This window comes from Kaistia sp. SLG-1 (assembly GCF_059699055.1).
In genome coordinates, this window is record NZ_AP048544.1 from 3,132,169 (window position 1) to 3,144,453 (window position 12,285).

The 12,285-nt window shown below is 66.2% G+C and carries 15 protein-coding genes and 1 tRNA gene; 9 read left to right on the forward strand and 7 right to left on the reverse strand.

Annotation, left to right across the window (positions count from 1 at the left end; translation table 11 throughout):
- Positions 1–67: 67 nt before the first annotated feature.
- Positions 68–1,096 carry a GTP 3',8-cyclase MoaA gene (moaA, locus tag AC6HZP_RS14195; RefSeq protein ID WP_497523382.1) on the reverse strand — a complete coding sequence of 343 codons (1,029 nt, stop codon included), beginning with the start codon at positions 1,094–1,096 and terminating at the stop codon, positions 68–70.
- A 156-nt stretch (positions 1,097–1,252) separates the two neighbouring features.
- On the opposite strand from moaA, the gene AC6HZP_RS14200 reads away from it, so the two are divergent.
- The 4 genes from AC6HZP_RS14200 to AC6HZP_RS14215 all read left to right on the forward strand — a co-directional run bounded on the left by AC6HZP_RS14200 (position 1,253) and on the right by AC6HZP_RS14215 (position 3,648).
- Positions 1,253–1,645, forward strand: coding sequence for a gamma-butyrobetaine hydroxylase family protein (locus AC6HZP_RS14200; protein WP_497523383.1), 393 nt, complete (start codon positions 1,253–1,255; stop codon positions 1,643–1,645).
- A gap of 79 nt (positions 1,646–1,724) precedes the next feature.
- Positions 1,725–1,913: a hypothetical protein gene (locus AC6HZP_RS14205; RefSeq protein ID WP_201404165.1), complete on the forward strand. Its 189-nt coding sequence runs from the start codon at positions 1,725–1,727 to the stop codon at positions 1,911–1,913.
- A 162-nt stretch (positions 1,914–2,075) separates the two neighbouring features.
- The gene (locus AC6HZP_RS14210; RefSeq protein WP_497523384.1) at positions 2,076–3,227 is read left to right on the forward strand and encodes a sensor histidine kinase; all 1,152 of its coding nucleotides are present in this window, start codon (positions 2,076–2,078) and stop codon (positions 3,225–3,227) included.
- A 328-nt stretch (positions 3,228–3,555) separates the two neighbouring features.
- Positions 3,556–3,648 (forward strand) — tRNA-Ser (locus AC6HZP_RS14215).
- An 85-nt stretch (positions 3,649–3,733) separates the two neighbouring features.
- Here AC6HZP_RS14215 and AC6HZP_RS14220 read toward each other — a convergent pair.
- Positions 3,734–4,540 carry an AraC family transcriptional regulator gene (locus AC6HZP_RS14220; RefSeq protein ID WP_497523385.1) on the reverse strand — a complete coding sequence of 269 codons (807 nt, stop codon included), beginning with the start codon at positions 4,538–4,540 and terminating at the stop codon, positions 3,734–3,736.
- Between the two features lie 88 nt (positions 4,541–4,628).
- On the opposite strand from AC6HZP_RS14220, the gene AC6HZP_RS14225 reads away from it, so the two are divergent.
- The gene (locus tag AC6HZP_RS14225; RefSeq protein ID WP_497523386.1) at positions 4,629–5,813 is read left to right on the forward strand and encodes an MFS transporter; all 1,185 of its coding nucleotides are present in this window, start codon (positions 4,629–4,631) and stop codon (positions 5,811–5,813) included.
- A 128-nt stretch (positions 5,814–5,941) separates the two neighbouring features.
- Positions 5,942–6,535 (forward strand): ParB-like protein, encoded by a 594-nt coding sequence (locus tag AC6HZP_RS14230; RefSeq protein WP_201404258.1) that lies wholly within the window; start codon positions 5,942–5,944, stop codon positions 6,533–6,535.
- A 52-nt stretch (positions 6,536–6,587) separates the two neighbouring features.
- Here the strand turns inward: AC6HZP_RS14230 and AC6HZP_RS14235 are convergent, their stop codons facing one another.
- Positions 6,588–7,010 carry an organic hydroperoxide resistance protein gene (locus AC6HZP_RS14235; protein ID WP_497523387.1) on the reverse strand — a complete coding sequence of 141 codons (423 nt, stop codon included), beginning with the start codon at positions 7,008–7,010 and terminating at the stop codon, positions 6,588–6,590.
- Between the two features lie 158 nt (positions 7,011–7,168).
- Positions 7,169–7,906, reverse strand: a complete 738-nt coding sequence (locus AC6HZP_RS14240) for an SDR family NAD(P)-dependent oxidoreductase (protein ID WP_201404260.1) — start codon at positions 7,904–7,906, stop codon at positions 7,169–7,171.
- Between the two features lie 205 nt (positions 7,907–8,111).
- On the opposite strand from AC6HZP_RS14240, the gene AC6HZP_RS14245 reads away from it, so the two are divergent.
- The 3 genes from AC6HZP_RS14245 to AC6HZP_RS14255 all read left to right on the forward strand — a co-directional run bounded on the left by AC6HZP_RS14245 (position 8,112) and on the right by AC6HZP_RS14255 (position 9,781).
- Positions 8,112–8,681 (forward strand): TetR/AcrR family transcriptional regulator, encoded by a 570-nt coding sequence (locus AC6HZP_RS14245; protein WP_497523388.1) that lies wholly within the window; start codon positions 8,112–8,114, stop codon positions 8,679–8,681.
- Between the two features lie 62 nt (positions 8,682–8,743).
- A complete protein-coding gene (locus tag AC6HZP_RS14250) occupies positions 8,744–9,304 on the forward strand; it encodes a TetR/AcrR family transcriptional regulator (protein WP_497523389.1) in 561 nt (186 codons plus the stop codon).
- Positions 9,305–9,316: 12 nt separating this feature from the next.
- Complete coding sequence (locus tag AC6HZP_RS14255; RefSeq protein WP_497523390.1) at positions 9,317–9,781, forward strand: nuclear transport factor 2 family protein; 465 nt, start codon at positions 9,317–9,319, stop codon at positions 9,779–9,781.
- A 48-nt stretch (positions 9,782–9,829) separates the two neighbouring features.
- Here the strand turns inward: AC6HZP_RS14255 and AC6HZP_RS14260 are convergent, their stop codons facing one another.
- From AC6HZP_RS14260 to AC6HZP_RS14270, 3 genes are all read right to left on the reverse strand, one after another.
- Positions 9,830–10,657, reverse strand: a complete 828-nt coding sequence (locus tag AC6HZP_RS14260; RefSeq protein WP_497523391.1) for an aldo/keto reductase — start codon at positions 10,655–10,657, stop codon at positions 9,830–9,832.
- 23 nt (positions 10,658–10,680) lie between these two features.
- Positions 10,681–11,523, reverse strand: coding sequence for a pirin family protein (locus AC6HZP_RS14265; RefSeq protein ID WP_497523392.1), 843 nt, complete (start codon positions 11,521–11,523; stop codon positions 10,681–10,683).
- An 83-nt stretch (positions 11,524–11,606) separates the two neighbouring features.
- A complete protein-coding gene (locus AC6HZP_RS14270; RefSeq protein WP_201404266.1) occupies positions 11,607–12,044 on the reverse strand; it encodes a DoxX family protein in 438 nt (145 codons plus the stop codon).
- Positions 12,045–12,285 lie beyond the last annotated feature (241 nt).

Sequence of the window (12,285 nt, forward strand, 5' to 3'; positions counted from 1 at the left end):
AAACAGGGTCCGTCGAACGTAAAGCGCTCGCTGCATCGCAGCAAATCCGGACCGGGGCGCTACGGCATCAGCCGCCCGTCATGCTCATGTGCCGGCCGACGGCGGGGCGGCGGTGCTCCCGATCGATGATGAAATCATGCCCCTTCGGCTTGCGGGTGATCGCCTCGTCGATCGCCGCCGAAAGCAGCGCATTGTGCTCGGAGGCGCGAAGCGGCGCGCGCAGGTCCGTCGCGTCCTCCTGCCCGAGGCACATGAATAGCGTGCCGGTGCAGGTGACGCGGACGCGATTGCAGCTCTCGCAGAAATTGTGAGTCAGCGGCGTGATGAAGCCGAGCCGGCCGCCGGTCTCCGCGATTTCGACATAGCGAGCCGGGCCGCCGGTCTTGTACGGGATCTCGTTCAGCGTCCATGTCTCTGCGAGACGCGCCCGGACGGTCGATAGCGGGAGATATTGCTCGGTCCGGTCGACGTCGACCTCGCCGAGCGGCATCGTCTCGATCAGGGTCAGGTCCATGCCGCGACCGTGCGCGAAGCGGATCAGGTCGTCGATCTCATGCTCGTTGACGTCCTTGAGCGCGACGGCGTTGATCTTCACCTTGAGGCCGGCGGCCTGCGCGGCATCCAGCCCTTCCATCACCTTGCCGAGATCGCCCCAGCGCGTGATCGCGCGGAAACGGGCGGGATCGAGCGTATCCATCGATACGTTGATGCGCCGCACGCCGGCATCCGCCAGCTCGCCGGCGAAACGATGAAGCTGCGAGCCATTGGTGGTGAGCGTCAGCTCGTCGAGCTGACCGCTATCGATATGCCGGCCGAGCGAGCGGATCAGCGACAGAATGTTGCGGCGGACGAGCGGCTCGCCGCCGGTCAGGCGCAGGCGACGCACGCCCTTGGCGATGAAGGCGCTGCACAGCCGGTCCAGTTCCTCGAGCGACAGCACGTCCCGCTTCGGCAGGAAGGTCATGTCCTCGGCCATGCAATAGACGCAGCGGAAATCGCATCGGTCCGTCACCGAGACGCGGAGATAGGTGATCGACCGTCCGAACGGATCGATCATCGGCTTCGTCTCGGCCACCATCGGCACGATCTGGTTCATGCACGGTCCTCGGGCCACCCTATTCCGACCAGGAGCGACCATCTCTGCTATGTAGACGAGACGCCGGGTGTTTTCAAAGGACACCGGCCGAATCGGGACATCGCCGCGATGCCCGCTATTTGATTTCGCATGGCCGATTGGCCGCCGGAGACCATCATGACCACGCCCGCAGCCCCGGATTCCGCCACCGCCGCGCCCTGGCCGACCGAGATCCGCCTCTCGCCCGACAAGCGCCTGCTGACGGTCACCTTCGAAGACGGCGCGCGCTACGCCCTGCCGGCCGAATATCTCCGCGTGACCAGCCCTTCGGCGGAGGTGCAGGGCCACAGCAAGGCGCAGAAGCAGACGGTGCCCGGCAAGCGCGACGTGGCGATCCAGGCGATCAGCCCGGTCGGCAACTACGCGGTCCGTCTCGTCTTCGACGATGGCCACGACACGGGACTTTTCACCTGGACCTACCTGGCAGAACTCGGCCGCGACCACGACACGCTCTGGGCGGCCTACCTGTCGGAGTTGCAGGAGAAGGGACTTTCGCGCGACCGCCGGTGACAGGGCCGCTGCGCGTCGCTAGGCTTTGAACCAATCCAGGCTGATACCGTTGATTCCCAGCCCGTTCAGGAGAACCGAAATGGCCGATCCCAAACTGCTGATCGAGCTCGACGAGCGCATTGCGAGCGTACGAGAAGCCATGCGGACGGTGACGGAGCAGGCCGCCGCCGCCTCGGGCGCCGCCAGCGAAAGCCGGATGGCCGACCGCATCGCCGAGCTCGAGCAGCAGCTCGCCACCCTTCAGAACGAACGCGACGCGCTTTCCTGAGGCGATCGCTCGCCGAACGGCCTTGCCGGGATATCAGGCGCTGCATCCCTCCCGCAGCGTTTGGTATATGGGCCGCCTCGTCCTATGATGCGTTCGACGTCCGTTCGGATAGGCGCCTTCTGGTGGCCTTCGGCAAGCCGGGCGCATCAGGGACGAAACAAGATGTCGGCCAAAGCTGAATTCGACGGGGCCCTCGGCTCCGGACAGACCCTGATTGCGCCCGCCGGGCCGAACGACGCGCTTCACTTTCTGCGCGGCGGCGGCGAGATGGGGCGCGTCGTCCGCGCCTACGATTGGGGAAACAGCCCGCTCGGCTCCCCGCAATCCTGGCCGCAATCGCTGCGCACTGTGGTCGGGCTGGTGCTGGCCTCGCCCTTCCCCAAATGCCTGGTCTGGGGCAAGGAGATGATCGCGATCTACAATGACGCGTTCGTCCCGATCCTCGGCAAGAAGCCCGTATCGATCGGCCGCTCCTTCCGGACGATCTGGAGCGAGGCCTGGGAAACGATCGGCCCGATCGCCGAGAGAGCCTTCGCGGGCGAAGCGACCTTCGTCGAGGATTTTCCCCTCGTCGTCTCGCGCAACGACTTTCCCGAGCAGACCTACTTTACCTTCTCCTATACGCCCCTCCTCGACGAGAACGGCGAGATCGCCGGTTTCATGGACACGGTGATCGAGACGACGGGCAAGGTGGAGGCGGAGGCGAGGCTGCGCGTGCTGAACGCCGAGCTCGGCCATCGCATGAAGAACACGCAGGCCATCGTCCAGGCGATCGCACGGCAGACGCTGCGGGAGGTCGTGGACGAGGATTCGCTCAACGCCTTCACCGAGAGGCTGATGGCCCTGAGTTCGGCGCATGAGATCCTGCTCCGGCAGAGCTGGGAATCGGCGCCGCTGCGCGCGGTGATGGAAAATGTCCTGAAGCACCATGTCGGCGCGGAACGGTTCGACTTCGCCGGCCCCGACGTGGTCGTCGGACCGAAGGCGGTGCTGTCGATCTCGCTGATGCTGCACGAGATGGCGACGAACGCCATCAAGCATGGGGCGATGTCCGTCCCCGAAGGCGGGGTCGAAATCCGCTGGGTCACGCTTGGCGAAGGCGGCAACGCGATCCTGCATCTGAGCTGGACCGAGCGGAACGGCCCGCCGGCCTGCCCGCCGAAGCGGCACGGCTTCGGCTCCCGGCTGATCAGCGGCGGCCTGATCGGCGCCGGCCGCGCCCGGCTGCAGTTTCTCGAAACCGGTCTGGTCGGCAATTTCGAAGCCCCGCTCGACTGGCTCTCCGCCGGCAAGACCGGCGCGGGCGAAGTCTGAGGCGGGGGCGGAGGACGTCTCCGGCCTTCGCGGATGCGTATTCCTGGCAACGGGCGGACGACGGCCTGACTCGGGATGCCCGGAACGAGATGCAAGAGCCGAGCCTGCCGCTCTCAACGGGACTTTCAGCCCCTGCCCGCCACCCTGCGCACGCGGCACTTCAAACGAAGCCGCCGCGAGGCCCGGCGAGCGCAAGCGGCCCTCCGCCATTTCCGGCCTCTCCAGCGCCGCGAACGACCGAAAGCGGAACAAGTCGCCGATGTGGAAAAGGCGCCCTACCGCACAAATCAGCTTGTGTCCCGCCGTGCCTACCGGTAACACCAGCGGCGGAGAGGTGGCCGAGTGGCCGAAGGCGCTCCCCTGCTAAGGGAGTAGACGGCTTAAAACCGTCTCGAGGGTTCGAATCCCTTCCTCTCCGCCATTCCCCTTTCAGAACAATCTTAAGCTGCGCTCGGACCGTCGGATTTCTGCGATTCTCAGGCGGCTGGATCGCGTTTCGCCCGCGCCTAAGCACCACTCCTCAGCCGTGCAAAATACCGGGCGGGCGTCTCGCCGACCGACTTCTTGAACATGGTGATGAAGGCGGTGACCGACTCGTAGCCAAGCGCCTCGGAGACGCGCTGGACCGTGGCGCCGCCCGCGAGCTCGCGCAGGGCGACGAGCAGGTGCAGGCGTTGCCGCCAGCGGCCGAAGGTCAGGCCCGTCTCCTGCTCGATCAGGCGCGACAGCGAGCGCTCGCTGAGGGCCAGCCTCGCAGCCCACTCGTCCAGCCGGCTGCGGTCGCCCGGATTGGCCGTCAGCATGCGGGCGAGCTGCCCGATCTTGGGATGATCGGATACAGGCAGGCGCAGCGGCTCCTGCGGCATGGCCGTCAGCTCGTCCAGCAGGATCCGCGCCAGCCGGCCTGCGTGGCTTTCCTCCGCGTAGCCGTCGCCGAATTCCGCAAGCCGGTCGATCAGTTCCCGGACCAACGGGGTGACGGCCAGAATGCAGCACTCGCCCGGCAGGCTCGCCGCGTCGGGTTCGACGAACAGATAGGAAAGGCGCGCGTTGGCCGTCGCCGTGTTGCTGTGATCGATGCCGCCCGGAATCCAGACGCCGCAATGGGGCGGCACGATCCATAGTCCGCCGGCGGCGGTGCAGGTCACGGCGCCATGATGCGCGAGCACGAGCTGGCCCTTGCGGTGCCGGTGCATGGGGACTTCCGCTTCATAGTCCGCGAAATCGAGGTGCAGGGCTACGGCAGGCGCCCGCGACCGGTCGGGAACATAGGCAGTGATCGCCGATTTCAGCTGCTTCAACGCTTTGGCCATTTTTCAATATTTTGTGGCAGAATATCGAAATTCTTCGACCCAGCCAATCGGCTAAACGACCAGCATTCCAATCGGAAGGCTGGTTCAAATGACAAGAAAACGCATTGCGGCCGCTGGGCGGCCCGTCCTGCTCCTGGTCGGCGTTCTGCTGATCGCCGCAAATTTGAGGGCGCCGATCACCGGCGTCGCCCCGCTGCTCGATGCGATCCGCGATGCGTTTTCGCTCGGAACCGCCGAGGCCGGCATCCTCACCACCTTGCCGCTGCTGATCTTTGCCGGCGCATCGCCGTTCTGCGTGCTGCTTGCGCGCGAATACGGTCTCGAGCGCAGCCTCTTCATCGCGCTCATCCTGACGGCGGCCGGCATCGTCATCCGGTCGTGGGGGGAACAGTGGACGCTGTTTCTGGGCACCGGCGTGATCGGCCTGGGGATCGCCATCGCCAACGTCCTGCTGCCGAGCCTAATCAAGCGGGACTTTCCGCACCGGATCGCCGTCCTGACGAGCACCTATGCCTTGACGGCCGGCGTAGTGGCTTCGCTGGCCTCCGTCGCCGCGGTGCCGATCGCCAACCTGCCGGGGTCGGGCTGGAACTGGGCGCTCGGAGCCTTCCTCGTCTTTCCGCTTGTCGCGATGCTGGCCTGGATTCCGCAGCTCAAGGGGCATAGCGCGCCGGCGGCCGCCACGCCGACGCCGCCCCATGGCGGCAAGGTCTGGCATTCTCCGCTCGCATGGCAGGTGACGTTCTTCTTCGGCCTGAACTCCCTCGTCTACTACGTCGTCGTCACGTGGCTTCCGGTCATGCTGACCGAGGCGGGATATTCGCCGGCCGCCGCCGGCTCGCTGCACGGCGTGTCGCAGCTCGCCACCGCGATTCCGGGCCTGTTCCTCGGGGCCATCGTCGGTCGCATGAAGGATCAAAGGGCGATCGCCGTCGGGGTCGCCGCCGTCACCGCCCTTTCGCTGATCGGACTGATGCTGAAGCCCGGCTGGGGGATCCTGTGGAGCGCCCTCTTCGGCGTCGGCGCCGGCGCGACCTTCATCCTGGGGCTCGCCTTCATCAGCCTGCGCGCCGCCAATCCGAGGCAAGCCGCCGCGCTCTCCGCGATGGCCCAGAGCGTCGGCTATCTCGTCGCGGCCGGCGCGCCGCCGGCGATCGGCTATCTGCATGACGGGTCCGGTTCCTGGACCATGCCCCTCCTGATCTGCACGGCGGTCTGCGTGGTCATGGGCCTGCTGGGGCTCGGGGCGGGGCGGGCGAAGCAGATCGACTGACGAGGCCGATCCCGGCGTCGGACGTCCCTGGCCACGATCTGAACCTTAGGGCGGCCGACGCGTTCTCATCTCGCCTGTTTCGAGGAGGCTCGTCTCGAAACCTATCCCGTGCCCAAGAGAGAAAAGTCATGCGGATAATCGATATTCTGAGCCTCCGTCCGACCCAGTTGACGGCCGGATTCCGCGAGGTCGAGCTAAGACGACGCAGGTTGCGGCAAACCGGATTCAGCAAGGATGACCTGCAGAGCTATCACCAGATCCCGGTGGTGAGCGGCCCGAAGGGACACAGCTACATTCTGGATCATCACCACCTGGCGCTCGCGCTCCATCTGGAGGGCGTCAGCCAGGTGGTGATCAATCCGATGGCGGATCTGAGCGCCCTCTCCCGCGGCGAATTCTGGTTCGTGATGGAGAGAATGAACTGGGTCTACCTCTACGACCGCGACGGGATCCTTCGGACAAGCGCCGACATCCCGAAAACGATCGAGAAGCTGAAGGACGATCCCTTCCGGTCCCTCGCCGGAGAGCTTCGGCGCCAGGGCGGCTTCGCGAAGGACACGACGCTCTACAGCGAGTTTCTCTGGGCCGAGTTCCTGCGCCGACGCATCGGGGATCGCGTGGACCATGACTATGGAGGAGCGCTCAAGAAAGCGCTCAAGCTGGCCAAATCGAAGCAGGCCAACTACCTGCCCGGCTGGTGTGGCCGGGATCCCGATGAATGAGGCCGATCGGCGTCGCCGCATGGAGCGGCGCGACCGGCAAGATCCGATGCGTCTACCGGGCGGTGACGGAAATCTGCACGTCGATGTTGCCACGGACCGCGTTGGAGTACGGGCAGGTGCGGTGGGCTTCCGCGACGATTGCCTCCGCCGTCTCGGGATCGACGCCGTCGATCGTCACATCGAGCGCGACCGTCAACGCGATCTGTCCGTCATCCTTCGAGACGAGCCCGACGGTTGCGGCAACCGCGACCCGATCGTCGGAAATCCTGTGCCGGCCGCGCGCGACATGGATGACGGCGCTGCCGAAGCAGCCTGCATAGCCAGCGGCGAACAATTGCTCCGGGTTCGGCGCGCCGCCGCGTCCGCCGATGGCGGCGGGCTGCGCCAGCTTCAGGGCGAGGAGACCGTCATCGCTGGTGGCGGTGCCGTTGCGGCCGCCGACGACGTCCACCTTGGTCGAATAGAGGGTCTTCATGAGCGCTCCCCTGCGCAACGGGCTAATGGGCGGGGAGGCAGGGGCGCCGGCGGCGGGGGTAGGGTAATCCCGCCGAGGCTCGACGCCCCTGCCCGCCTTCAGTCAGGTCGTGAGACCGACCGGCAGACAGCCGGCCGGCCTCCTCGAACCGACAGAACTCAGGCGGTGAGGCCACCATCCACGGTGAATTCCGAGGCGGTCGAATAGCTCGATTCATCCGAGGCGAGATAGACGATCAGGTTCGAGACCTCCTCGACCGAGGCGAGGCGCTTGACCGGAATACGGGCGTTGATCGCGGCGACGCGCTCCGGATCCGGCTCGTCGACCAGCGGCGTCAGGATGATGCCCGGCAGCACGGTGTTGACGCGAATGTTGTACTCGGCGAGATCGAGCGCCGCGACGCGGCTCATGCCGCCGATCGCCGCCTTGGCGGCGGTATAGGCGATGTTGCCCTTGACGCCGCGATTGACGGCGGCGGACGAGACGTTGACGATCGAGCCGGAACCAGCGCGCCGCATGGACGGCACCACGGCCTTCATGCCGAGGAACACGCTGTGCTGGTTGACGGCGACGATCTTCAGATATTCCTCGTAGCTCGTGTCCTCGATCTCCTTGAGCAGGACGATGCCGGCATTGTTGACGAGGATGTTGATCGGACCGAAGGCGGCCTCCGTCTCGGCGACGACACGATCCCAGTCTTCCGGCTTGGAGACGTCCTGCTGGATGAACAGCACGTCGTCGCCCAGTTCCTTCGCCAGTTCCTCGCCCAGCTCGACCCGGATATCCGTGAACGCGACCTTGGCGCCTTCTCTGACGAAGGCGCGCACGTGCGACGCACCCTGTCCGCGCGAACCGCCCGTTACGATGGCAACCTTGCCCTCTAGTCTTCCGGTCATAGTCTTCTCCAACCTGATGCCGAAGCCGGCATCCAAGCGCATGCATTGCGAGTTCATTCGCCCCGTGGCGGTCGCCGCCGAACGGCGTCCCCTACCCCGCGCGGCCTTCGGTTCCGATTGCGGAACCGCGACCCGACCGTCATGTGGACATTGTCAACATAGGCAGCGGGGTTGACGCTGTCAACGTAGCCACCCATGATGCCGCATGCGCTCATCCCGGTTCGAAGATCTCCTTTCCGCCGCCGCCGACCTGCTCGACAATGCAGGTGCTGCGGCCGTCACCCTGCGCGATGTCGGCAGTGCCGTCGGCGTCTCGCACAACGCGCCCTACCGCCACTTCTCGAACAAACAGGACATCCTGGAAGCGCTGATCGCCCGCGAAATCATCGCGATGTGCCGGATCGCCGAAGAGCGCGAGAGCCCGGCCACGGTGCAGACGCTGACGCTGATCTTCGCCGATTGGGCGCTCGCCCATCCCGAGCGCTTCCGGCTGCTGATCCAGCAATGGCCGCGCGGCGAGCGGGAGGATCTGCGCACCGCCATGTTGCGCTGGGACGAGATGTATATCGAGGCGACCGAGGCGGAACAGGCGAGAGGCACCCTGCCCGCCGGCGATCCGCAACGCCTCAGCTATCTGGTCCGCTCGGCCACGCTCGGCTCCATCCAGCACTATCTCGCCGCCGGCGGCGTCGGCGTGCCGCGACCAGCCGACATCATCGTCGATCTCTTCCGCTATCTGGAGCGCGACGCTCGCGCGGAGCAGCAAGGCTTGTAGTCCGCCGGGTCTGCTCGGATTGCGATTATTGACATAATTCGACAACATGTCAGAGTGTCAGCATGAACAAGACAGCTGACATTCGCCGGGCGTCCGTCGTCGACGCCGCGACGCCGGTATTCCTGCGCTACGGCTTCGGCCGCACGACGATGGCAGACATCGCCAAGGCTTCAGGCCTGACGCGGCCGACCCTCTACCTGACCTTTCCCGACAAGGAATCGGTGTTTCAGGCGGTCGTCGAGACGATGGTCGAGACCAAGCTCGCCGAGGTCCGGGCGGGCACTGCGGCGTTCCCCACCCTCGCCGGCAAGCTCCTCTATGCCTGCAACGCCTGGGCCGCCGATGGCTATGACCTGGTGCAGGCCCACCCCGACGCGCGCGACATGTTCGATCTCGGCTTCAAGTCGGTCTGCGCCGGCTACCAGGCCTTCGAGGATCTGATCGGCGACCTGCTGCGGAGCGCTCTCGAGCGATCCCCGCTCGAACTGTCGACGCCGGCCCTCGCGCGATCGATCGTCTACGCCCTCAAGGGTTTCAAGGACATCGCGACCGACAGCGCCGATCTCCGCGCGCTGATCGCGACGCATATCGCCGTCGTCAGTACTGCCCTCCAGGAACGATAGGATCCCCCCGGAATGACCCTTCACACCTCGATTTCGCCGGAAGAAGCCGCCGACCGGCTGGCGATCCGCCAGTTGGTCGATGCCTATGCCCATTGCGCCGACCGGCGGGATGCCCGCGGGCAGATGAACCTGTTCACGGCCGACACGGTCTTTCAGGTCTTCATGGACAGCCGCGCGGCCGAGCCGACGCAGGTCCTGCATGGCCGGGAGGCGCTCGCGCCGGTGTTCGACAATCTCAACACCTATCAGGCGACGACCCATTTCAACGGCCAGAGCACGGTCGAGGTCGACGGCGATACGGCGACGGGCGAGAGCTATTGCATCGCCCACCACCTGACCGTCACCGGCGAGACGCGGACCCTGATGGTGGCGTCGATCCGCTATCTCGATACGTTCAGCAAACAGGATGGGATCTGGCTGTTCGCCGAGCGCAAGCTGATGGTCGACTGGACCGATACGCGCCCTTCCTCCCCCTAAGCCTTTCCTAGCGACCCAAGACCGGGGCCGGGCTCAAAAATGCCCGGCTCAGTCCCACGCCGGCGACAGGACCGGCGGGCTGACGATGCGGCTGTTCGGGCGCGCGAGCGCCGCGATCCCGTCCATCTCGTGCAGGCCGAGCTCGAAATCCGAGATCGCGAGGTTCTCCGCGACGCGGTCGGGACGGGTGGTGCGCGACAGGGCGACCACCTGGTGCTGCTGGACGAGCCAGCGCAGCACGATCTGGGCAACGCTGCGGCCGTGGTTCGCCGCGATCTTCAGCAGGAAGGGTTCGGAGAAGACCCGGCCGACCGACATGCCGCAATAGGCGGTCACGGCCATGCCGGCCTCGCGCGTCGCCTCGATCAGCACCGACTGGTCGAGGAACGGGTGATATTCGAACTGGTTGGTGACGAGCGGCGCGTTGGAGAGCTTCACCGCCTGCCGCAGCAGGGCGCTGTTGAAGTTGCTCACCCCGATATGGCGGACCTTGCCCGATCGCGCCACCTCGTTGAGGCTGCCGATCTGCTCGGCGAGCGGCACGTCGCTGCCGCCCGGCCAATGCAGCAGCAGCAGGTCGATATGGTCGGTGCGCAGGCGGCGCAGGCTTTCCTCCACCGAGGGAACGAACGCCCGGCGCCCGTAGTTCGACACCCAGACCTTCGTCGTCAGGAACAGCTCGGCGCGGGGGATGCCCGAGGCGGCGACGCATTCGCCGACCTCGGCCTCGTTGCGATAGATCTGCGCGGTATCGATGTGGCGGAAGCCGGCGTCGAGCGCCGCGGGGATCATCCGCAACATCTCGTCCCGCGCCATGCCGTAGGTTCCAAACCCGATGGCGGGAATATGGGCGCCATTGGCGGTGACGATCTTCATGGACAAGGTATCCCTCACGCCGATCAGAGCCGGCCGTCGCGGACCAACTCGCCCTCGATCTCGCGGATCCGGGTCTCGCCCGCCTCGAGCGCGGCGGCCGAGGTGTGGACCGAGTAGTAGCCGAGCACCAGCTCATGCGGATGCGGCACGGCGGAGCCCAGCACGAAATGGCTGTCCTCGTCGGCCCAGAACGTCACCGGCTCCGCGCCGGGCTCGAAGATCGCCATTTCGCCGGCCTCGATGCGACCGGATGCCGTCGTCACGGCGCCGCGACCGACGGCGACCCAGAGTACCTCGTGGCCAACCGGCGGCACGTAGGTCCATTCCTCGCCGGCGCGCAGCACCACGGCGAGATAGGCGATGGACGACGGCGGTTCGATCTCGTTGGCGACGCCGAGATAGGCGCCGAGCAGCACACGCACCGGCCCGACCTTCGGGATATCGGCAGGTCCCTGATAGAGGCTCGCGGAGGGGCCAAGCTCCAGATGCGGCGGCAGCGCGACCCAGAGCTGAAAACCCCAGGCGCGGCCGGGATCGCCAGCGCCGCCGCCATGCCAGACGCCCTTGCCCGCCAGCATCCATTCGACGCCGCCCTCGGGCAGCATGCCGGTCATGCCGTTGGTGTCTTCGTAGCTGACACTGCCCTCGGCCATGTAGGTCACGGTGGCGATGCCGGAATGAGGATGCAATCCGAAGCCGTGGAACGTCTCGCCGCCATTGTCGAACAGATCGAGGAAGACGAACGGCTTCAGGACTTCGCCGAGATCGCTCGGGCTGATGAAGCGGGTGATCATGCCGCGGGTCCGGCCGCGGGTCTTCAGGGCGACCGATCGGGCGACGCGCAGAGATTGGGCGATGGAGGACATGGCGAACCTGCTGACAGGAGATCAGGGAAAGGCGCCGTCCGGGTGGTGCTTTGGTGCCCCCACCCGGACGGCCCGGAGCAGGCTCACGCGGACAGGGCGCGCGGCTGCTGGATGGAACCTTCCGGCTCACGACGCGCACGGCGCGCGTCGAGGCTGAACGAACCAGCGCCATAGGCGACGACCTGTAGCAGACCGCCGGTGATGGCGATGTTCTTCATGAAATGGATCATCGTGTTCTGGTCGGCGAGGTTGTTGTGGAAGAAGAAGGCGGCCATCAGCGTGAAAACCGCCATCACGGCCGCGACCGGACGGACGCGATAGCCGGCGATGAGGAGAAGGCTGCCGCCGACTTCGACGACGACCGCGCCGAGATAGGCGAGCAGCGGCGCGGGCAGGCCCACCGAGGCGATATAGCCCTGGGTGGCGGCCGCGGCGCCGAGCTTGCTGAGGCCGCTCAGGAGAAACAGAATGCCGATGAGAAGACGGCCGACAGCGGCCGTGCCGTTCAGGGTGTTGTTCATGGGTCAGGTCCTTTGCCTTCGGCCGCCGGAAAGGACGATCCCTCCGCAGCCCGTAAATCCGAGCGATCGCGCGACTTTGCTGCGACCCTCCCCTCACAATTAGACCCCGACTTCATCCGGCAAAACGCGTATAATTCCGACTGATACGTTCAAGGAATTCGAACGGTCCAACGCCGGCCCACCGGCCGATCGCCGGCCGGAGCTTCGACTTTCCAGCGGACAGAGCCCGGATCGGGCGCCA

What these genes read in the sequence shown, in the direction of transcription:
- AC6HZP_RS14225 (WP_497523386.1), top strand. Translation starts at nt 4,629, where the DNA reads ATGACAAGAAAACGCATTGCGGCCGCTGGGCGGCCCGTCCTGCTCCTG.
- AC6HZP_RS14270 (WP_201404266.1), bottom strand. Translation starts at nt 12,044, where the DNA reads ATGAACAACACCCTGAACGGCACGGCCGCTGTCGGCCGTCTTCTCATC.
- AC6HZP_RS14220 (WP_497523385.1), bottom strand. Translation starts at nt 4,540, where the DNA reads ATGGCCAAAGCGTTGAAGCAGCTGAAATCGGCGATCACTGCCTATGTT.
- AC6HZP_RS14205 (WP_201404165.1), top strand. Translation starts at nt 1,725, where the DNA reads ATGGCCGATCCCAAACTGCTGATCGAGCTCGACGAGCGCATTGCGAGC.
- AC6HZP_RS14250 (WP_497523389.1), top strand. Translation starts at nt 8,744, where the DNA reads ATGAACAAGACAGCTGACATTCGCCGGGCGTCCGTCGTCGACGCCGCG.
- AC6HZP_RS14240 (WP_201404260.1), bottom strand. Translation starts at nt 7,906, where the DNA reads ATGACCGGAAGACTAGAGGGCAAGGTTGCCATCGTAACGGGCGGTTCG.
- AC6HZP_RS14255 (WP_497523390.1), top strand. Translation starts at nt 9,317, where the DNA reads ATGACCCTTCACACCTCGATTTCGCCGGAAGAAGCCGCCGACCGGCTG.
- AC6HZP_RS14265 (WP_497523392.1), bottom strand. Translation starts at nt 11,523, where the DNA reads ATGTCCTCCATCGCCCAATCTCTGCGCGTCGCCCGATCGGTCGCCCTG.
- AC6HZP_RS14200 (WP_497523383.1), top strand. Translation starts at nt 1,253, where the DNA reads ATGACCACGCCCGCAGCCCCGGATTCCGCCACCGCCGCGCCCTGGCCG.
- AC6HZP_RS14230 (WP_201404258.1), top strand. Translation starts at nt 5,942, where the DNA reads ATGCGGATAATCGATATTCTGAGCCTCCGTCCGACCCAGTTGACGGCC.
- AC6HZP_RS14235 (WP_497523387.1), bottom strand. Translation starts at nt 7,010, where the DNA reads ATGAAGACCCTCTATTCGACCAAGGTGGACGTCGTCGGCGGCCGCAAC.
- AC6HZP_RS14245 (WP_497523388.1), top strand. Translation starts at nt 8,112, where the DNA reads ATGCGCTCATCCCGGTTCGAAGATCTCCTTTCCGCCGCCGCCGACCTG.
- moaA (WP_497523382.1), bottom strand. Translation starts at nt 1,096, where the DNA reads ATGAACCAGATCGTGCCGATGGTGGCCGAGACGAAGCCGATGATCGAT.
- AC6HZP_RS14260 (WP_497523391.1), bottom strand. Translation starts at nt 10,657, where the DNA reads ATGAAGATCGTCACCGCCAATGGCGCCCATATTCCCGCCATCGGGTTT.
- AC6HZP_RS14210 (WP_497523384.1), top strand. Translation starts at nt 2,076, where the DNA reads ATGTCGGCCAAAGCTGAATTCGACGGGGCCCTCGGCTCCGGACAGACC.